This window comes from Capillimicrobium parvum, assembly GCF_021172045.1.
GTDB classification, from domain to species: domain Bacteria; phylum Actinomycetota; class Thermoleophilia; order Solirubrobacterales; family Solirubrobacteraceae; genus Capillimicrobium; species Capillimicrobium parvum.
On the sequence record NZ_CP087164.1, the window covers coordinates 4,757,957 to 4,776,938 of the forward strand.

General features: G+C 71.9%; 18 protein-coding genes. 4 read left to right on the plus strand and 14 right to left on the minus strand.

Annotated features, from left to right (window positions below; genetic code table 11):
* Window positions 1-17: 17 nt before the first annotated feature.
* Window positions 18-1,268, minus strand: a complete 1,251-nt coding sequence (locus DSM104329_RS23220) for a patatin-like phospholipase family protein (protein ID WP_259312236.1) — start codon at window positions 1,266-1,268, stop codon at window positions 18-20.
* Window positions 1,269-1,317: 49 nt separating this feature from the next.
* Here DSM104329_RS23220 and dacB point away from each other — a divergent pair, with 49 nt between their 5' ends.
* Complete coding sequence (gene dacB, locus DSM104329_RS23225; protein ID WP_259312237.1) at window positions 1,318-2,529, plus strand: D-alanyl-D-alanine carboxypeptidase/D-alanyl-D-alanine endopeptidase; 1,212 nt, start codon at window positions 1,318-1,320, stop codon at window positions 2,527-2,529.
* Window positions 2,530-2,564: 35 nt separating this feature from the next.
* Entirely contained in the window at window positions 2,565-2,975 is a 411-nt protein-coding gene (mscL, locus tag DSM104329_RS23230) for a large conductance mechanosensitive channel protein MscL (RefSeq protein WP_259312238.1), read from the plus strand.
* Here mscL and ligA read toward each other — a convergent pair whose 3' ends face one another.
* The 3 genes from ligA to DSM104329_RS23245 are packed head-to-tail and all read right to left on the minus strand — an operon-like array spanning window position 2,976 to window position 6,561.
* Window positions 2,976-5,006: an NAD-dependent DNA ligase LigA gene (ligA, locus tag DSM104329_RS23235; protein ID WP_259312239.1), complete on the minus strand. Its 2,031-nt coding sequence runs from the start codon at window positions 5,004-5,006 to the stop codon at window positions 2,976-2,978. It lies immediately after the preceding gene.
* Window positions 5,003-5,821, minus strand: coding sequence for a 5'/3'-nucleotidase SurE (gene surE, locus DSM104329_RS23240; RefSeq protein ID WP_259312240.1), 819 nt, complete (start codon window positions 5,819-5,821; stop codon window positions 5,003-5,005). The genes ligA and surE overlap by 4 nt, the downstream gene beginning before the upstream one ends.
* A gap of 29 nt (window positions 5,822-5,850) precedes the next feature.
* Entirely contained in the window at window positions 5,851-6,561 is a 711-nt protein-coding gene (locus DSM104329_RS23245; RefSeq protein WP_259312241.1) for a DUF1990 domain-containing protein, read from the minus strand.
* Window positions 6,562-6,601: 40 nt separating this feature from the next.
* Between DSM104329_RS23245 and DSM104329_RS23250 the strand changes: the two genes are divergently transcribed.
* Window positions 6,602-6,853: a hypothetical protein gene (locus tag DSM104329_RS23250; RefSeq protein WP_259312242.1), complete on the plus strand. Its 252-nt coding sequence runs from the start codon at window positions 6,602-6,604 to the stop codon at window positions 6,851-6,853.
* Here the strand turns inward: DSM104329_RS23250 and truA are convergent.
* Window positions 6,837-7,565 (minus strand): tRNA pseudouridine(38-40) synthase TruA, encoded by a 729-nt coding sequence (gene truA / locus DSM104329_RS23255; protein ID WP_259312243.1) that lies wholly within the window; start codon window positions 7,563-7,565, stop codon window positions 6,837-6,839. The two genes, DSM104329_RS23250 and truA, sit on opposite strands and share 17 nt — an antisense overlap.
* Window positions 7,566-7,641: 76 nt before the next feature.
* Between truA and DSM104329_RS23260 the strand changes: the two genes are divergently transcribed.
* Window positions 7,642-8,679, plus strand: a complete 1,038-nt coding sequence (locus tag DSM104329_RS23260) for a hypothetical protein (protein WP_259312244.1) — start codon at window positions 7,642-7,644, stop codon at window positions 8,677-8,679.
* A 167-nt stretch (window positions 8,680-8,846) separates the two neighbouring features.
* Here the strand turns inward: DSM104329_RS23260 and DSM104329_RS23265 are convergent, their stop codons facing one another.
* From DSM104329_RS23265 to DSM104329_RS23305, 9 genes are read right to left on the minus strand one after another with little or no spacing between them, the layout of a single operon-like run.
* Window positions 8,847-10,382, minus strand: coding sequence for an AMP-binding protein (locus DSM104329_RS23265; protein ID WP_259312245.1), 1,536 nt, complete (start codon window positions 10,380-10,382; stop codon window positions 8,847-8,849).
* A complete protein-coding gene (locus DSM104329_RS23270) occupies window positions 10,379-10,888 on the minus strand; it encodes a (2Fe-2S)-binding protein (RefSeq protein WP_259312246.1) in 510 nt (169 codons plus the stop codon). The genes DSM104329_RS23265 and DSM104329_RS23270 overlap by 4 nt, the downstream gene beginning before the upstream one ends.
* Entirely contained in the window at window positions 10,885-11,748 is an 864-nt protein-coding gene (locus tag DSM104329_RS23275; protein ID WP_259312247.1) for an FAD binding domain-containing protein, read from the minus strand. Before DSM104329_RS23275 ends, DSM104329_RS23270 begins: the two co-directional genes overlap by 4 nt.
* Window positions 11,745-14,096 carry a xanthine dehydrogenase family protein molybdopterin-binding subunit gene (locus DSM104329_RS23280; RefSeq protein WP_259312248.1) on the minus strand — a complete coding sequence of 784 codons (2,352 nt, stop codon included), beginning with the start codon at window positions 14,094-14,096 and terminating at the stop codon, window positions 11,745-11,747. The genes DSM104329_RS23275 and DSM104329_RS23280 overlap by 4 nt, the downstream gene beginning before the upstream one ends.
* 9 nt (window positions 14,097-14,105) lie before the next feature.
* Window positions 14,106-14,882: an enoyl-CoA hydratase/isomerase family protein gene (locus DSM104329_RS23285; RefSeq protein ID WP_259312249.1), complete on the minus strand. Its 777-nt coding sequence runs from the start codon at window positions 14,880-14,882 to the stop codon at window positions 14,106-14,108.
* A gap of 5 nt (window positions 14,883-14,887) precedes the next feature.
* Entirely contained in the window at window positions 14,888-16,099 is a 1,212-nt protein-coding gene (locus DSM104329_RS23290) for a homocitrate synthase/isopropylmalate synthase family protein (RefSeq protein ID WP_259312250.1), read from the minus strand.
* Window positions 16,096-17,361: an ABC transporter substrate-binding protein gene (locus DSM104329_RS23295; RefSeq protein ID WP_259312251.1), complete on the minus strand. Its 1,266-nt coding sequence runs from the start codon at window positions 17,359-17,361 to the stop codon at window positions 16,096-16,098. Before DSM104329_RS23295 ends, DSM104329_RS23290 begins: the two co-directional genes overlap by 4 nt.
* Window positions 17,362-17,392: 31 nt before the next feature.
* Complete coding sequence (locus tag DSM104329_RS23300; RefSeq protein WP_259312252.1) at window positions 17,393-18,265, minus strand: branched-chain amino acid ABC transporter permease; 873 nt, start codon at window positions 18,263-18,265, stop codon at window positions 17,393-17,395.
* Entirely contained in the window at window positions 18,262-18,981 is a 720-nt protein-coding gene (locus DSM104329_RS23305; RefSeq protein ID WP_259312253.1) for an ABC transporter ATP-binding protein, read from the minus strand. The genes DSM104329_RS23300 and DSM104329_RS23305 overlap by 4 nt, the downstream gene beginning before the upstream one ends.
* Window position 18,982 lies beyond the last annotated feature (1 nt).

The window sequence follows — 18,982 nt, forward strand, 5'->3', positions numbered from 1 at the left end:
CGGCGCCGGCGCCGCCGTCAGTCGTTCGCCGACTGACGCAGCAGCGCGCCCGTCGTCTGCTCGAGGATCTTCCGCCACGCCCGCGTCTTCTCGGTCTCCGGCGACGCGAAGTGCTTCATGACCTTGCGCACGCGCTTCGCCGAGATGTCGATCCCGTGACGCTCGCAGATCTCGCGGTAGTGGTCGTAGTCGGCGGCGAGCTTCATCGTCACCGATTCGAATCCGTGGCGCGCGATGTCGACCCGCGACGCGAAGTTCATGACCGACGTCTCGAACATCAGCTCGTCGTCGGGCTCCGGCTCGATCAGGATGATGTCGACGCCCGGGTAGCGCTGCTCCCACTGGCGCGCCATCTCGTGCAGGCGCTGGTAGGCCAGCAGCTTGAACACCTGGTAGCCGATCTGCGGGAAGCCCATGTCCGACACCCGGCGCGGGCGCTGGCCCATCAGCGTCGGGACCGTCTTGGAGAAGTCGTTGACGTAGGGCACGAGCGGGTTGACCACCACGATGAGCTTGGCGCCCGCCTCGACCGCGATGTCGAGGTTCGTCGTCGAGACGATCCCGCCGTCGACGAGCTCGCGATCGCCGACCTGCACCGGCTCGTAGACCATCGGGAGCGCCGTCGAGGCGCGCACGGCGGTCGAGATCGGCACGTCGTCCCACCCGTCGGCCCCGAAGACGATCCGCTCGCATGTGTCGAGGTCCGTCGCCGTCAGGTACAGCTCGGAGTCGAGGAAGCGGAAGTCGTCGGAGCGGTCCGGATCCGAGAGCACGTCGCGGATGTAGCGCTCGATGCCGGCGCCCGAGTAGAACCCGGCCGGCAGCCCCTCGCCCAGCCCGAGCAGCAGGTCCATCACCGAGACCGAGCCGAGGTGCCCCACCATCTGGCGCAGGACCGTCGCGGTGCGCAGTGGCAGCAGCGCGCCCTTCCTCGCCCACGCGAGCAGGTTCGGCCGCAGGACCGTGCCGACGTCGATGTCGCGAAACGCCGTCGGCACCTGCTGGTTGACGACCCGCATCATCTCCTCGGGCGTCACGCCGTTGGCGGTGAGGGCGGCGACGAACGACCCCGCGGACGTGCCGACGTAGACGTCGAACTGGTTGACCGTCCGGTTGACCGAGAGCAGATCGAGGGCGCGCAGCGCGCCGATCTCGTAGACCGCGCCGGTGAACCCGCCGCCGCCGAGCACGAGCGCCGTCTTGGACCGCTTGCGCGCCCGTCGCGCGCCGCGCGACTTCTTGGCGGGCAGGGGTACGACGTTGTCCATCGAAAGGGATTCTACGCTGCCCCGACACCGCAACCCGCGCGCCCGCGGGGTGTCACAGTCCTACGTGTTCCGCCTTCGCCTGCTCCTGGGGCTCGTCCTCGCCGCCGCCCTCGCCGTGCCCGTCGCGCCCGCCGCGGCGATCTCCCCCGGCCAGCTGCGCTCGGCGCTCAGCGCCCAGATCCGCAAGGTCCCGGCCAGCTCCGGCGTCTACGTCATGGCCCTCGACGGCGACACGCCGCTGTACTCCCGCCGGGCCGACCGCTCCCTGATCCCGGCGTCGGTCAACAAGCTCTTCGTGACGTCGACGGCGCTGCTGCGCTTCGGCGCGAGCACCCGGCTGGACACGACGGTCGTGACCGACGGCGAGATCGACGAGAACGGCGTCCTGCGCGGCAACCTGTACCTCGTCGGAGGCGGCGATCCGACCCTGTCCTCGACGCGCATCGCCCAGCTCGCCGCGGATCTCGACCTGACCCGCGTGCGCGGCAGCGTCATCGGCGACGAGAGCCGGTTCGACGCCCTGCGCGGCTCCGCGGCCACCGGCGGGCGCCTGGACTCCGAGATCGGCGGTCAGCTCGGCGGCCTCGTCGCGGACCGCGGCTACGTCCGCGGCGGCTGGCAGAAGCGCCCGGCCGCCGTCGCCGCCGACGCCCTGCGCGCCGCCCTGGAGAAGCGCGACGTGCCGGTCAGCGGGCGCAGCAAGCTCGGGACGGCGCCCGAGGACGCCGTGGAGCTGGCGACGTCCTCGTCGGTGCCCATGTCCGAGCTCATCGCGCGCACGAACATCCCCTCCGACAACTACTACGCCGAGACGCTGCTGAAGAACCTCGGCGCGAGCTTCGGCGACGAGGGCAGCACCGACGCCGGCGCCCGCGTGGTAAAGGAGCAGATGGAGGAGCTCGAGATCGCCCCCACCGTCGTCGACGGCTCCGGGCTGTCACGCTCGGATCGCACGCAGCCACGACAGGTCGTGCAGCTGCTGGCAACGATGGCGGGCGGCGAGGAAGGCGGCACGTTCCTCGACTCGCTCTCGACGGTCGGACGCACCGGCACGCTCGCCAACCGCATGAAGGGCACGCCCGCGGCGGGACGCTGCCACGGCAAGACCGGAACGCTGAGCAACGTCTCCAACATCGCGGGCGTCTGCGACACGCCGGCCGGGCAGGTCGCCTTCGCGATCCTCATGAACAACGTGAGCGTCTGGACCGCCCACAGCGTCCAGGACCGCATGGTCGCCGCGATCGCACAGCTCGCGAGTTGAGTGACACGCCCGGATCTTCGGTATAGCCTGCCGCCATGCTCAAGGAGTTCCGGCAGTTCCTCCTGCGTGGCAACGTCATCGACCTGGCCGTCGCGGTCGTGATCGGAGCGGCCTTCGGAGCGGTGGTCGCGTCGCTGGTGGCGGACATCATCACGCCGATCATCGCCGCGATCATCGGCAAGCCGGACTTCTCGAACCTGACGTTCACGATCAACGGCTCGGTCTTCCGCTACGGCTCGTTCCTCAACGCGGTCATCTCGTTCGTGTCGATCGCGGCCGCCGTGTTCTTCTTCGTCGTGGTGCCGGTCAACCGGCTCAACGAGATGCGCCGGTCCGGCAAGCCGGTCGACGAGACGACGCGCCAGTGCCCGGAGTGCCTCAGCGACGTGCCCAAGGCGGCCCACCGCTGCGCCTTCTGCACGTCCGAGCTGCAGCCCGCGGTCTGATCACACGCCGCCGAGCAGCGCGAGCAGCCCGTTCTCGTCGACGACGTCGACGCCGAGCCGCTCGGCCTTCGCGAGCTTCGAGCCGGGCGAGTCGCCGGCCACAACGTAGTCGGTCTTCTTCGACACCGAGGAGGTCACGCGGCCGCCGGCGGCGACGATCCGCGCGGTCGCCTCCTCCCGCGTCAGCTCGGGCAGCGTGCCGGTCAGCACGAACGTCCGTCCGGACAGCGGCCCGTCGCCGGGCGGCGGGCCCTCCTCCTCGAAGCGCACCCCCCGCGCCCGCAGGGCCGCGATCAGGGCCCGCATGTCGTCGTCCTGCAGCTGCTCGTAGATCGTCGCCGCCATCTTCTCGCCGATGCCCGGCGTCTGCGCGATCTGGTCCGGGGTCGCCTCCAGCAGCGCGTCGATCGAGCGGAACCGCTGGGCGAGGTTGCGCCCGGTGACGAAGCCGACCTCCTCGAGGCCGAGCGCGAACAGCACGCGCCCGAACGGCACCTCCTTGGAGCGCTCGATCGCGGCGACGAGGTTGCGGGCCGACACCTCGCCGTAGCCCTCGAGCTGCGCGATCCGCTCGGCGGTCAGGTCGTAGAGGTCGGCGACGCTCGAGATCACGCCCGCGTCGAGCAACCGCTGCACCTGCAGCTCGCCGAGGCCCTCGACGTCCATCGCCCCGCGCGAGACGAAGTGCTTGGTCAGCTGCCACTGCTGCCCCGGGCAGCCCTTGCGGTTCGGGCACTTCGTGAAGACCGCGCCCTCGGGCTTGACCGTGCGGGTGCCGCAGTCCGGGCAGCGCTCGGGCGGGCGCGGGAGCGGCCCGCGATCGGTGCGCTCGGCCACGTGGGGCGCCGGCGAGACGACCTGGGGGATCACGTCGCCGGCGCGCAGGACGATGACCTCGTCGCCCACGCGCAGGTCCTTGCGGGCGAGGTCCTCCTCGTTGTGCAGCGTGGCGAGCTTGACGGTCACGCCGCCGACCGGCACCGGCTCGAGGACGGCGAACGGGTGCAGGTCGCCGAACTTGCCGACGTTCCAGTCGACGCGCAGCAGCCTGGTCACCTTCGTGGTCGGCGGGAACTTCCAGGCGATCGCCCAGCGCGGGTCGCGCCCGACCACCCCGAGCCGGCGCTGCAGCTCGGCGTCGTCGACCTTGACGACGACGCCGTCGATCTCGAAGTCCAGCGAGCCCCGCCGCTCCTGCCACCCGAGGCACTGCGCGACCACCTCGTCCTCGCCGTCGCGTACGACGATGTCCTCGTTGACGGGGAAGCCGCGCTCGCGCAGCCAGGCAAGCGCGTCGGAGTGGCGCGCGAACGACACGCCCTCGGTGACGCCGACCCCGTAGGCCCACATCGACAGCGGGCGCTGGGCGGCGAGGTTCGGGTCGAGCTGGCGGATCGTCCCCGCCGCGGCGTTGCGCGGGTTCATGAACGTCGACTCGCCCGCCTCGGCGCGGCGCTCGTTGAGGGCCTGGAAGTCGGTGAGCGCCATGTAGACCTCGCCACGCACCTCGAGCAGCGGCGGCGCGTCCTCGAGGCGAGCCGGGATCGCGGCGATCGTGCGCAGGTTGTGCGTGACGTCCTCGCCGACCGTCCCGTCACCGCGGGTCGCGCCGCGCTCGAGCCCGCCGTCGCGGTAGAGCAGCGAGATCGCGAGCCCGTCGATCTTCGGCTCGCAGACGAACCGGAAGACCGGGTCCTCGATGCCCTCGCGCGCGAGGTGGTTGCGCATCCGCTGCACCCAGTCGCGCAGCTCCTCCTCGCTGCGCGCGTTGGCCAGCGAGAGCATCGGCTGCGCGTGGGTGACCTTCTCGAGGCGGCTGACCGGCGCGAGGCCGCCGACCCGCTGCGTCGGCGAGTCCGCCGTGACGAGCGACGGGTCGGCCTCCTCGAGGGCCTTGAGCTCGCCGTAGAGCGCGTCGTACTCGTCGTCGCCGATGACCGGGTCGTCGTGGACGTAGTAGCGCTCGGCGTGGTCCTGCAACTCGGCGCGCAGCTCCGCCGCGCGGGCGGCGCGATCGCCGCGCCGGCTCACCCATCGACCTCCTGCGCGGCGGGCGCGACCATGTGCTCGAGGTCGTACTGGCGCAGGGCGTCCATGCCCGCGACGTCGGTCAGATCGAAATGCAGCGGCGTGACCGCGATGCGGCCCTCCGCGACGGCGGCGAGGTCGGTGTCCTCGCCGTCGTGGAAGCCGTGGTCGGTCCCGTAGATCCAGTACTGGCGGCGCTCCCCGTCCTCGGCCTTCAGCCGCAGCTCGTCGCGGTAGATCCGCTTGCCCATCTTCGTCACGGAGACGCCCTGGGGGTGTGCCCCGGGCACGTTGACGTTCAGCAGCGTGCCCGGCGGCAGCGGGACCTCGTCGAGGCGATCGACCAGGCTCGCGGCGAACTTCGCGGCGACCTGGAAGTCGAACTCGCGGCCGAGGCGGAAGTCCATCTCGCGGTTGGCCGACTGCTGGGAGACCGCGATCGCCGGCAGGCCGAGGAGGACGCCCTCCAGCGCGGCCGCGACCGTCCCGGAGTACGTGACGTCATCGCCGAGGTTCGAGCCGTGGTTGATGCCCGCGATGACGGCCTCGGCTTCGAAGTCCTCGACGAGTCCGAGCTTGGCCAGGCGCACGCAGTCGACCGGCGTGCCGTCGGTCGCGTAGCCGTGGGTGCCGTCGCCGAAGTCGACCCGCTCGACCCACAGGGGCCGGCGCGTCGTGATCGAGCGGGCCATCGCCGAGCGGTTGCCGTCCGGCGCGATGACGACGAGCTGGATGTCCGGGACGCCGAGCAGCTCGCGCCGCAGCGCCTGCAGTCCGTCGGCCCAGACCCCGTCGTCGTTGGTCAGGAGTACACGCACGCCATCCAGGATAGGAGCGGGCCCGGAGCTCAGCCCTCCTCGACCACGCGCGTCTCGATGTCGACCCCGCCCGTGAGCCGCCCGCCGCTGAGCCGGGTGACCTTCTCGCAGACGCTCGTCCACATGTGCAGCTGGACCTCCTTGGCCATCCGCAGGCGGTGGTGGACCAGCGCCGAGACGGGGTCGCCGGGGCGCGCCCACGACTCGATCTCGAACACGAGCATGCCGTCGGGCGCGTCGCCGGTGCGCCAGGCGATCTGACCGGCCTCGAGATGCCCGTCGAGGGTGACGAAGCGGAAGCCGTGCTCGTCGGCCTCGACCACGCGCACCGGCCCGTCCCACGGCCCGGGCATGCGCACGACGTACTCGTCGCCGGCCTCGAGCGGGCCGTCCTCGTCGCCCATCACCTTCTGGAAGCGGGCGAGGCTCGACGGCGCCACCGCGTTGAGGTCGGCGCGCACGCGCCGCATCGTCTCGGGCGCGTCCATGTGCGCCTCGCGGATCCGGGCGCGGTAGCGACGATGAAAGAGCGGGCCCGACCCGTCCTGCGGGAACTGGACCTCGTCGAGCGGCGTGCCGGGCGGCAGCGGCGGCGGCGCGTCGTCCTCCCAGCGCCCCTCGAGCTCGCGCCGGTGCAGCGGCACGGTGCGCCACAGGTACGTCCACGACGTGATGAGGATCCCGGCTGGCCACACGGCCGCGGTGGCCAGGCGCCGGGACGGCGGTGGGCGGCGGGGCACGCTCGTCTGCTACCCCGGCTCGGTGGGTAGGTATCCCGGGATGCTCACCAAGGCGCTGCACTCCACCGGCCTGCGCAGCTGGCAGATGCACGGGATGTCCGGAGCGATGATCGGCCTGTGCATCAGCCTCTGGATCCGGGCCAAGACCGTCGATCAGGACGAGCGCGGCAACGCCGAGCGGCGCGCGCTGTTCGTCGGGCTCTGGCCGGCGATGTTCTGGCTCATCGGCGACGGGCTCGAGCGCCAGGAGACGCGGCCGGCGTCGCGCCGCCTGCTCAGTCGTCGTAGCTGACGCCCGCGAGGTACAGGCCGTGCGGCGGGGCCGTCGGGCCCGCCTGCGCCCGCGGGCGCCCCTCGAGCAGCTCGGTGAACGCCTCCAGCGTGCGCCGGCCGCCGGCCACCTCGAGCATCGTGCCCACGAGCGCGCGGTTCATGTTGCGCATGAACGCGTCGGCGGTGATCCAGAAGCGCAGGATGTCGCCGTCGCGGTCCCAGCGCGCATCGGACACGACGCGCTCGAAGCGCACGTGATCGGTCTCGGTGGGCGTGAACGCGGTGAAGTCGTGCTCGCCGACCAGCGCGGCCGCACAGGCCTCGAGCGCGCCGAGGTCGGCCGGGTAGGGCCAGTGCAGCGCCCGGCGCTGCTCGAACGGGTCGCGGGCGCGGCGGGCCAGCACGCGGTAGCAGTACGTCCGCGAGCGGGCGTCGCGGCGGGCGTCGAAGCCGTCGGGCTCGGGCTGCGCGTCGAGCAACACGATCTCCGGCGGCAGCAGCGCGTTGACGCCGGCGGTGCGATCCGGAAGCGCGCCGGGGTACGAGGCGACCTGCCGCCACGCGTGCACGCCGCGGTCGGTGCGCCCGGCGACGGTGAGCGCCACGGGCCCCCGGCAGACGGTCGCGAGCGCCCGCTCGAGCTCGCCCTGCACGGTGAGCTGGCCCGGCTGGCGGGCCCAGCCGGCGAACGGCGTGCCGTCGTAGGCGATCGTCAGGCGGATCGAGGCCATCGCGCCATTGTCTTGCACGCGCCGGTTCACCGCCCCGTCACAACCCTGCGTCGCTGCGGGCATAGCGTGCCGGCGGATGCAACGAACGGTCTTCCTCCACCTCGGGATGGGGCGCTGCGGATCGAGCTCCATCCAGATCCTCGGCGACCGCCATCGGGACGCGCTGGGCGCTCGCGGGATCCACTATCCCAGCCCGCTCGACATGGGCTTCACCGAAGAGGAGGCGCGCGGCGGCAACGGCCGCGTCCTCACCGCGAGCGAGCGCCCGGCGCTCGCCGCCGAGCGCGTCGCGGTGCACCTCGCCCAGCTCGACGCCGACCGCTTCATGCTCTCCAGCGAGTACCTCATCGGCTCGCCGCTGCCCGTGCTGCAGCGGATCGCCGACGCGCTGCGTGGCCACGACCTGCGCGTCGTCGGGATCGCCTACGTCCGCGACCAGCGCGACTGGCTCGTGTCGCGCTGGGCGCAGGCGGTCAAGGCCAACCGCTGGACGATGACCCTCGACGAGTTCCTCGTCAGCCGCTACCGCTCCGACCGCCTCGACTACCTGGCCCAGACGCGCCGGCTGGCCGGCGTCTTCGGCGCCGAGAACGTCATCGTGCGCCCGTTCGACCGCCACCACCTCCAGGGCGGCGACGCGCGCACCGACCTCTACGCGCTCGCCGGCGTCGACGTCGCCGACCTCCTGCGCGACGAGCCCGACCTCAACGCGTCGGCCTCCGTCGAGGAGGTCGTGATCATGCGCATCGTCAACCAGCTCCCGCCGCGCGAGATGTTCGACCCGCGGATGTTCCTGCGCCACTCCCAGCCGCTGGTCGAGGAGCGCGGATGGACGCCGGTCCGCGACCTCTACCGGCTCGCCTCGCCCGCGGTGATGCGGATGGTGGGCGAGTACTACGCGCCGCGCAACGAGGCGTTCCGCGCCGCGTACTTCCCCGACGAGCCGGCCCCGCTGCTGCGCAGCCGCATCCCGGACGACTACGTGCAGCTGACCGAGGACCTCTGCGTGTCCTCGCGCTCCGTGGAGCTGCTGGCCAGCTTCATGATCGACTACGGAACCCGGCAGATGCGGCGCAGCCTGCGCCTCAACGAGCCGCAGGCATTGGCGTCCTAGTAACGCAGGCGTACGCAGCGGCGCAGGTCCACGACGACGCCGGTGACCGCCGGATGCCGACGAGCGCGCCGTTGACGGCGACGGCGGTCGTGCCGTGCGCCTGGCTCGCGCCCCCTACCGTCGTGGACGATCGTCAGGCGCGTGATCGGCATGCGCGCCTTGTGGCGTCAGCCGTCCGGGAGGTCGAGCTCGGCGGTCAACTCGCGCTTGAGCACCTTGCCGTAGGCGCTGCGAGGCAGCCGGTCGGCGAAGACGACGTGGCGCGGCTTCTTGTAGGAGGCCAGCTCGGCACGGCATGCGCCGACCACCTGCTCGGCCGTCACTGCTCCAGGCGCAGTGGGCACGACGACGGCCACGACCGACTCTCCCCAGTGGCGGTCAGCGACGCCGACGACGGCCACCTCTCGCACGCCCTCCAGACGTCCGATCACGTCCTCCAGTTCCCGCGGGTAGACGTTCGACCCGCCGCTGATGATCAGCTCCTTGAGGCGGTCGCCGAGATACAGGTAGCCGTCCTCGTCGAGGGTACCCAGGTCGCCGGTCCGGTACCAACCGTCGCGGAAGGCGTCCGCGGTCGCCTGTGCGTTGCTCCAGTAGCCGCGCATGACCACCGGCCCGCGCACACAGACCTCGCCGGTCTCTCCCGTCTGGACCGGGCCGCCGGCATCGTCCATGACCGCCACCTCGATCCCGGCGCGCGGGCGCCCGGCCGACAGCAGGCGCCGGCTGGCGGTCGCCCGCGCCTCGGCATGGTCGGACGGTGTCAGCATCGAGATCGTCATCGGGCATTCGCCCTGGCCGTACAGGTTGCACAGGATCGGCCCCCAGGCGTCCATCGCGGCGCGCAGGTCGTCGGGATGGATCGGTGCGCCGCCGTACGCGGCGAAGCGCAGCGACGCGCAGTCCGCGCTCGTAGCCTCCGGTGCCTCCAGCAGCATCTTCAGCATCGTCGGGGAGATGAACACGAGGTTGCTGACGCGGTGGCGCTCGATCAACCCGAACAGCTCCGCGGCATCGAAGCTGGGCGAGGACGGCAGCACATGGGTGGCGCCCGCCGCGGTCAGCGGCAGCGCCCACAGGCCGCTGCCGTGCGTGAGCGGCCCGGCGTGCAGGACGCGGTCGCCGGGCTCGACCGGCGTCACCTCCGCGGTGTAGCGGCCGGCCATGAACGCCAGGTTGGCGCAGGTGACCATCGCGCCCTTCGGCCGGCCGGTGGTCCCGGAGGTGTAGAAGAGCCAGGCGAGGTCGTCTCCGCCGCGCGCCACCGGCACGCCGAACACCGGGCCGGACGCCACCACGGCCTCGTACTCGTCGGACGGACCCCCCACGATCATCGTCGCGGTCGTGTCCGGCAGGTCGACCGCCGCGACGCCGTCGGCGAGCCGATGGTCGTAGACCAGCACGCGACTGTCGCTGTGCTCCACCATGTACGCGAGCTCGCGTGGATGCAGTCGCGTGTTGATCGGCACGACCACCCCGCCCGCCAGCCACGTCGCGAACAGCGTGTCCAGGAAGGCCGGCGAGTTGAACAGTGCCAGCGAGACGCGGTCGCCGGGCGCCACCCCGCGCTCCACCAACGTGGCGGCGAGGCGCTGCACCCGACACCACCAGTCGTCATAGGTGGTGGTGACGTCAGCCTGGACGATTGCCGGCCCGTCCGGGTGGGTGGCGGCGGCCTTCTGCAGCAGCGTGGCGACGTTCATCGTTGGGCGTCCTCCCCGGGATCGATCGGCGGTGTGGGTGCCGCGCCCGCGACGGCGCGGGCGGCGGCGAGGATCCCTGCGTAGCCCGTGCAGCGGCACAGGTTCCCCGACAACTCCTCGCTGATCTGCTCGTCGTCGAGCGGGGCTCGCTCGGTGATGCTGCTGAGCGTCATCGCGACCCCTGGGGTGCAGAAGCCGCACTGCAGGCCGTAGTGCTCCAGCAGCGCCCGCTGGACAGGATGCAACTCGCCGTCGGCCAGCCCTTCGATCGTCTGGACGCGACGACCGTCGGCCTGAACGGCGAGCATCAGACAGGCGCGTACCAGCTCGCCGTCGACGCGTACGTTGCAGGCGCCGCAGACACCGTGCTCACAGCCGACGTGCGTCCCGGTCAGCCCCAGGTCGTGACGCAGGAAGTCGCTCAACAATCGCCGAACCGGGACCTGGCGCCGGTAGCGGCGACCGTTGACCTCCACCGTCACCGACGCCTCGCTGATCGCGCTCATGTGTGGGCTCCTCGGTCGACCGCCTCGGCCACCGCGCGCCCGATGGCGACGCCGGCCAGGTGGCGGCGATAGTCGGGTGAATCGCCATCCGGGTCATCACGCGGAACGGCGGCGTCTCGCGCCGCGTCGGCGACGGCGATGGACGCCGCGTCGACCAGCGGCGCACCGACCAGCAGCTCCTCGACGGTCCCGATCCGGCGGGGCGCGGCCTCGACGCCGAATAGCGCGACTCGCGCCCGAGCGATCACGCCGCGGTCGACCGCCAGTGCCGCGACCGCGCCGGCCATCGCGTACTCGCGAGTGCGCCTCGTGATCTCGTGCACACCCCACGCGGCGCCGTCCATCGCGGGCAGCCGCACGCCGGTGATCAGCTCGCCCGGCGCCAGCGCCCGGTCGAACGTCCCATGAGCGAAAGCGGTGTGATCGACGGTCCGCGAGCCATGGGCGCCGCGCAACTCGATCTGCCCACCGGCCGCCGCGACGACCGCCGTCAGCTCGGCGCAGGGGTGCCCATGAGCCAGGCTTCCGCCGAATGTCCCACGCGCACGCACGGGCGGATGCGCGACCAGCCGCGCCGCGGCGGCCAGTGGTGGGCAGCGACGTCGAACTACGGGCGAGCTCTCGACCTGCGCGTGGCGGGCGAGGGCGCCGACCGCCAGGCCCTCCGGTGTCTCCTCGATGGCACCGAGCGCGGGCAGGGCGTTGATGTCGACCAGCGTCGCCGGCGCGAGGTCGCCGAAGTTCAGCAGCGGGATGAGGGTCTGTCCGCCCGCCAAGGCGACGGCGCCCTGCTGCGCCAGCGCATCCAGCGCCTCCTCCAGCGTGCGCGCGCGAAGGTAGGTGAACGGCGGTGGCTTCATGCTGCCCCCCCATAGCGCTGCCAGAGCGTCGCCGGATAGATGGGCAGCGTGTCGATGCGCGCGCCGGCATGGGCCAACGCGTCCTCGACGGCGGCGGCGATCGCCGCCGGCGCCGACATCGACGAGCTCTCGCCGGCCCCCTTGACCCCGAGCGGGTTGAACGGCGACGGCGCGTTGACGTGGTCGAGGCTCATCGCCGGCGCGTCGCCCGCCTCCGGGCAGCGGTAGTCCATGAAGTCGCGCACGAGCAGGCGGCCGTCGGGCGCGTAGGCGATGTGCTCCAGCAGCGCCCCGGCCATCCCGTGCACGATGCCGCCGTACATCTGTCCCGCGACGATGTCGGCGTCGAGCGTGCGGCCGACGTCGTGCACCGCCACGTAGGAGCGCACCCGCGGGACGAACGTCTGCTTGTCGACCTCGACGACCGCCACGTCCGCCATGAACCCGTAGGCCAGTGCCGCGTTGACGCGATCGTCGGCGTCGGGCGGGAACGTCCCGTCGGCGACGAAGGCGCGCGTCACGGCCAGCGGAGGGGTGGCCGACCCCAGCGTCCCCGCATTCCAGTGGGCCGCGCCGGCCAGCTCGCGCAGCCCGGCCACTGCCCCGTCGGGATGCAGGGCGCGCCCGCGCTCCCAGCGCAGCTCGTCGCGTGGGCGGTCCAAGTGGGCGGCGGCCAGGTCCAGCAGCTCGTCACGCAGCGCCTCGGCCGTCAGCAGCACCGCGTTGCCCGCCATCACCGCGAAACGGCTGGAGTAGGAGCCGGTCGACACGCTCCACGGGCTGCGCTCGGTGTCGACCGCATCGATCGCCCGCACGTCAGACGGCGCGATCTCGAGCACGTCGGCGACGAGCCGGGCCGCGGTCGCGCGATGGCCCTGGCCGGCGCCGCCGGTGGCGATCTCGACGCCGACCTTGCCGCCCGGGTCCACCCGGACGGTCGCCCATTCGCGCGAGCCCGACTTGGCCCGGTAACGCTCGCCGGCGCGGACCTCGGGATCGAGCGCCAGCGTGACGTAGCCCATGTTGGCCGCCGACGAGTGCACCGCGGTGGCCACGCCAACGCCCACCCACGCTCCTCCGTCGTCCGTCTCGCGACGAGCCCGCAGCGCGTGGTAGTCCGAGCGGTCCAGCGCCCGCTGCAGAGCAGCGTGGTACTCGCCGCTGTCATACCGGGTGCCGCTGGCGGCCGCGAACGGGAAGCGGTCGGCGGGGATCAGGTTGCGGCGGCGCAGCTCGGCCGGGTCGAGGTCCAGCTCCGCCGCGACGCGGTCCATCAGCCGCTCGAGCGTGAAGATGTGCTGTTGGCCGCCGTAGCCCCGATTCAGGCCGGTCGGCAGCTTGTTGGTCAGGACCACCGAGACGTCGATCGCGCCGTGTTCGATGCCGTAGGGGCCGGCGAATCCCGAGATCGAGCGCATGACGCAGGACGGCTCGGGCGCACGCATATACGCACCGACGTCCTCCAGGATCTCGAAGCGCACCCCGAGCACGCGTCCGTCGGCGTCGACCGCAGCCTCGGCGCGGGTCACACGGTTGGTTCCGCTCGCGCTGCCCGCCAGATGCTCGGCGCGATCCTCGATCCAGCGCACTGGTGCGCCCACGACCTTCGACGCGACTGCGGACAGGACGATGTACGGGTAGATCATCGCCTTGACGCCGAAGCTGCCGCCGATGTCCTGCGCGACGACGAGCCGCAGCTGATGGGACGTCAGGCGCAGCGCGGCGCACATGACGGGGTGCAGCGAGAACGGCCCCTGGAAGTTGCTGTGGACGGCGACGTCGCCGGTGGCCGCGCTCCAGTCGGCCACCAACCCGTAGGTCTCCAGCGGGGTCGAGTTGTACTTGGGGAACGCCGTCTCGACCGACACGATCCGCGACGCCCGCGCGAACGCGTCGTCGGGATCGCCGTAGCGATACCGCCGGCCCCAGGGCACATTGGCCGCGTCGGCGGCCGCCGCGCGAGGATCGACGACCGCGGGCAGCGACTCGAGGTCGAGCTCGACGGCGCGCGCGCCATCCTCGGCGAGGTAGCGGTCGTCGGCCACGACGACCGCTACCGGTTCGCCGGCGTAGCGCACGCAGTCGACCGCCAGCGGGTGGTAGGGCGGCGCCTCGCGGACGATGCCGGGAAACGGATCGCAGTGCTCCATCAGCTCGGGGGCCGTGATCACGGCGCGCACGCCGTCGAGGGCGAGCGCCGCGTCGGCCGACACCCCGCGCAGGCGCGCGCAGGCGACCGGGCTGCGCACGATGGCCATCGCCAGCGCACCCGGGAAGCCCAGGTCGTCCACGTAGCGACCGCCACCCGTGACCAGGCGCCGCTGGTCGCGATCGAGACCTTCTGACACGACGAGCTCCTAGCGGCCCTGGAAGACAGCGGGCCGCCGCTCCTTCCAGGCCATGACGCCCTCCTGGAAGTCCTCCATCCCGCACAGGATCGCCATCGACTTGCCCTCCATCTCGATCCCGGTGGGAAACGAGCCGTCCAACGCCTTGGTCAGCACCGCCTTGGCGAAGTTCAGCGCGACGGGCGACAGAGTGAGAAAGCGCTGCACGAGCGTCTCCAGCGCGTCGTCGAAGACCTCGGCCTCGACGACCTGAGACACCAGGCCCCAGTCCTCCGCCGTGGCGGCGTCGATCCGCTCGCCGGTCAGCACCAGGCGCTTCGCCCGCGACATGCCGAGCATGCGCACCGCGCGCTGCGTGCCGCCGCTGCCCGGCAGCGCGCCGAGCGTGATCTCCGGGAAGCCGAAGCTGGAGCGCACTGTCGCCAGGCGATAGTCACAGGCCAGCGCCAGCTCCAGCCCGCCGCCGAAGCACAGGCCGTCGATCGCGGCGATCACCGGCTGCGGACAGCGCTCCGGCGCACCCATCGTCTGAGCCAGGTTCGTCAGCTGGTGGGGCGGATACTCGGCGAACTGCGGGATGTCACCTCCGGCGCTGAAGGCGAGGTCTCCCGAACCGGTGATGACGATCACGCGGACCGACGCATCCAGTGCGAGCGACTCGAGCGTGCGCATGATCACCTGGCGCATCTCGAGCGTGATCGCGTTGCGCTTCTCGGGCCGCTGGATCGTGACGGTCGCCACGCCGCGCTCGTCGCGGTCGAGGCCGACCATGCTGGTGGCATCCACGGGGGTCATCCTTTGCTTCGGGTTGTCATCAGTGCACGGAGCTCGTCGTCCTCGAGCGAGCGGCCGGCGTCGATCGCCGCCGCCTTGACGCCGGTGAGCAGAGCGTCCAGGTCGAGGTCGTCCGGCGGGTCGCCGCCGACCAGCTCCCTGACCTTGGCCTCAAGCGACGCGCGTCCGGAGGTCTTGCCGACGACGATGCGCCGGCGCTGGCCCACCAGCTCGGGGGCGTAGGCCTCGGCGGTGAACGGGTCGCGCAACAGGCCGGCGACGACGAGGCCTGACTCGTGCGCGAAGGCGTTGCGGCCGACGACCGCCTTGTGCGGCTGCAGCCGGACGCCGGAGGCGGTCTCGACGATGGCCGACACGGCGGTCAGGCGAGCCAGGTCGATTCCGACGTCGATCCCGTACAGGACGGCCATCGCCGTCACGACCTCCTCCAGCGACGCGTTGCCGGACCGCTCGCCGATCCCGTTGATCGTGGTCGACAGGTACGCGGCGCCGGCGAGCGCGCCCGCAACGGTGTTGGCCGTGCCCAGTCCGAAGTCGTTGTGACAGTGGACCTCGATGGGAATCCCGCCACCGGCGTCGTCCATCAAGCCGACGAGCGCCGCCACCGCCTGCGGGCTGGCCGCGCCGGTGGTGTCCACCAAGCGCACCCGATCGACGCATCCCTCGCGTCGGAACGCGTCCAGCAGCGCCTCCAGCAGCGTTCGGTCGCAGCGAGTGGTGTCGTACGGGCTGAAGATGACATCGAGCCCGCGCTCCTTGGCGTAGCCCGCGATGCGCAGCGCGCGCTCGACGTACTCGCCGGCGGGCAGGCGCATCTTCGCGGCGCGCTGGCGCTCGCTGATCGGGAGGCTCAGCCGGACGGCGTCGACACCGCAGGACCGCACGAGGTCGACGTCGGCCTCGGTCGCCCGTCCCAGCGCGCTGGTGTAGACGCCGAGCCCGGCATCGACGACGCGCCGGATCGCCTCCGCGTCGTCGGGGGAGACCGCCGGCGTGCCGAGCTCGAGGTCGTGCACCCCGAGCGCTGCCACCGCGCGAGCGATCTCCACCTTCTGGTCGACGGTGAAGACGATCCCTGGCTGCTGCTCGCCGTCGCGCAGCGTGCAGTCGGCGACCCGCGGAGGGCGGGCGCGTACGCGCCCGCCCTCCAGGCCCGACCAGTTCCAGGGGCTGACGGCGGTGCGGTCGCCCCCTTCCAACTGGTTCATCCGCCCTCCGCGTAGGCCGGCACGGCGGACGGGTCGTAGGTCTTCACCAGCTCGAAGCCTCCGTCCGGCGTGAACTTCTCGACCACGCCGTCGATGTCGGTGCCGCGATGGTCGGCGTCGGTAAAGTCGTACGTCAGCTGGATGCCCTGGTACGGCCCCGCGTCGACCATCGTCTTGGCGATGTCCTCCTCGCTGGCGCCGTCGCCGGCCTTGGCGATCGCGTCGACCACGATCGAGAACGCGTCGGCCGCGGTCGCCGCGAAGATGTCGGCGGGCTTGCCGTAGGCCTCCTTGTAGGCGGTCGCGAACTCCTGGATCTGCTGCTTCTGCGGGTCGTCGTCGCTCAGCGCATCGGCGACCTGGATCTTCGCCCCCGCGGTGTAAGCGCCCTGCTTGGGCAGGATGTCCTTGATCAGCTGCGCGATCGGCAGCGAGGCCGAGCCCGAGGTGACCCACACGGGTACGTCGAACCCAAGCTGGTTGATGCCCTGCAGCGCGGTCACCGCGGCGGCGCCCGTGGAGCAGATCAGCAGCGATTCGGGCTTCTTGTCACGCAGCTTCGTGAGCTGCGGGGTGACATCGGTGTCAGTCGGGTTGAACGTCTCCGAGTAGAACTCCAGCCCGGCGGCCTTGGCCGCCTTCTCGGTCACCTCGACGGTCAGCTGGCCGCTGGTGTCGTTGGTGCCGATGCAGCCGACGCTCTTGATGCCCTGTTCCTTGAGCCAGTGCATCGGCATGTCCCCGATCCAGCGGCCGAACGGAGACTGCGAGGAGAAGTACATGTTCGGCGGGTCCGGGATCGGCGCCGCCGACAGGCAGTACTGAACGATCTTCTCCTGGTCGGTGACCGGCTTCATCGCCAGGCACGTCGCCGAGACGGAGCCGCCGATGATCGCCTGCGGCTTGAAGCCCTGGAGCATCGAGCGCGTGGCGGTGACCGCCTGATCGGGTGCGCTCTTGTCGTCGACGACCTGCAGCTCCACCGGCCGGCCGTCGACGCCACCGGCGCCGTTGACCTGCTTGGCCATCAGCTCGAGCGCCTCCTTCTCCTGGACGCCGAGTGACGCCCCGGCGCCGGTGAGCGACAGCACCGCACCGAGCTTGATCGGCTCGCCTGCGCCGCCGGGGGCGGTCGACGCCGCCGAGGTGGCCGCCGGCTGCGCCGTGCTCGTATCGCCTTCCGTATCGCTACCGCCGCAACCGGCGGCGATGCTCATCGCGGCGATCGCCGCGATCGTGACTGGTACGACTCTGCGTCGCATGTGCGTCTCCTCCTTGCCGACCGGGATCCGGTCAGGACGTGATGACCCTGCCTCCGAGCAACCCCTGCGGGCGCAGGAGCAGAAGTACGACCAGCAGCCCGAGCGAGAAGACGTCCTTGTAGGCCGACGAGACGTAGCCCGCCCCGAAGGCCTCCAGGAGTCCCAGCGTCAGGCCTCCGACCACGGCGCCCTCGTAGCGCCCGAGCCCGCCGAACGCGGCGGCGATGAATCCCTTGAGCCCGATCATCGTGCCGCCGTCCCACGCCAGCGAGGTCAGCGAGATGATCAGCGCGCCGCCCAGGCCCGCGAGTGCGCCCGAGATCCCGAACGCGATCGTCCGCATGCGGGTCGGGCTGATGCCGCTCGCCTGCGCCCCGACCGGGTCGTCGGAGCACGCGATCATGGCCTTGCCGTAGAGGGTGTGGCGGAAGAACAACCACAGCCCGGCGACCACCACCGCCACGATGCCCCACGTGAGAACGGCCTGCGGCAGCAGCGACGCGCCCAGGACGTTGATCGGCGCGCCGCCCACCAGGTAGTCGTGGCGCATGGAGTCGGCGCCGAAGACGAGGCGTCCGATCTCGCGCAGGGCGAACGACGCCCCCAGCGTGACGAGGATGAGCGGTACCAGGTCGTGGCTCTTGACGCGGCGCACCGCGGCAACGTCGAGCACGACCGCCACGCCGACGGCGGCGGCGATCCCGAGCACCAGCCCGGCGATCATCGGCAGCTCCGTGTGGATGGCCAGCCACGCGAACACGAGGCCGCCGATCATCAGCAGCTCGCCCTGCGCCAGATTCAGCACGCCGGAGACGTTGAAGATCAGCACCCAGCCGATGGCGATCAGCGCATAGACGGCGCCGGTGGACAGGCCGGCGAACAGGTACTGCATGAAGGAGCTCACGCCGCGGTCACCCCGCCCAGGTAGGTCGCGACGATCTGGGGTTCCTCGCGCAGCACGCGCGCCGCGTCGTGCATCGTCACCCGGCCGCGCTCGAGCACGTAGCCGCGCTCGGCGGTGGACAGCGCCTGCATCGCGTTCTGCTCGGCGACGAGGACGGCCACGCCGCGGGCGCTCAGCGCCGACAGGGCATCGAACACCCTCTGCACCATCCGCGGCGCGAGGCCGAGCGAAGGCTCGTCGAGCAGGATCAGCCGCGGGCGTGACATGAGCGCGCGGCCGATGGCCAGCTGCTGGGCCTCGCCGCCGGACAGCGTGCCCGCGTCGGCCCGCTCGCGCTCACGCAGGATCGGAAACAGCTCGAGCACCTCCTCCAACAGGGCGCGCGTCTCCTTGGTCTTCTTGCGGTGCGCGAACGCCCCGAGCAGCAGGTTGTCGCGGACCGGCAGCGTCGGGAACAGCCGCCGGCCCTCCGGTACCTGGCCGATGCCCAGGCCGGCCCGATGCTCGGGACGGCGACGCCGCAGGTCGACCCCGGCGAAGCGCACGCAGCCGGCGCGGACGCGGACACCGCCGCCGATCACCCCGAGCGTGGTGGTCTTGCCCGCGCCGTTGCTGCCGACCAACGTGACGATCTCGCCCTCGTCGACCCGCAGCGACACGCCGTGCAGGACCTCCGCGCCGCCGTAGCCGGCGTGCACGTCTTCAAGCTCGAGCATC